Source organism: Bacillus cereus group sp. BfR-BA-01360, from assembly GCF_022663595.1.
In the GTDB taxonomy this organism is placed as follows: Bacteria; Bacillota; Bacilli; order Bacillales; family Bacillaceae_G; genus Bacillus_A; species Bacillus_A cytotoxicus.
Genome location: NZ_JAKUFV010000104.1, coordinates 1 through 234, shown reverse-complemented (window position 1 = coordinate 234; position 234 = coordinate 1). Strand labels below are relative to the sequence as shown.

Below are 234 nucleotides of genomic sequence, written 5' to 3'. Positions count from 1 at the left end.
AACCGAAGAGACATGGGAAACAACAGATGAATTAAAAGAAGAGCACCCAAAACCAGAAACAGCGAAAGAAGTGGAAGAAGAGGAAGAAGAGGAAGAAGAGAAATTACAGGATCCAAAAGTAGAGAAACCACAAGTGGAAGGCGTGGGTGAAGAGAAAGAAACCGAAGAGACATGGGAAACAACAGATGAATTAAAAGAAGAGCACCCAAAACCGGAAACAGCGAAAGAATTGGA

At 41.9% G+C, this 234-nt stretch carries 1 pseudogene; it reads left to right on the top strand.

Features of this window, described 5'->3' with window-relative positions:
* A pseudogene (locus tag MR056_RS22145) lies at nucleotides 1–234 on the top strand (hypothetical protein); the annotation flags it as partial.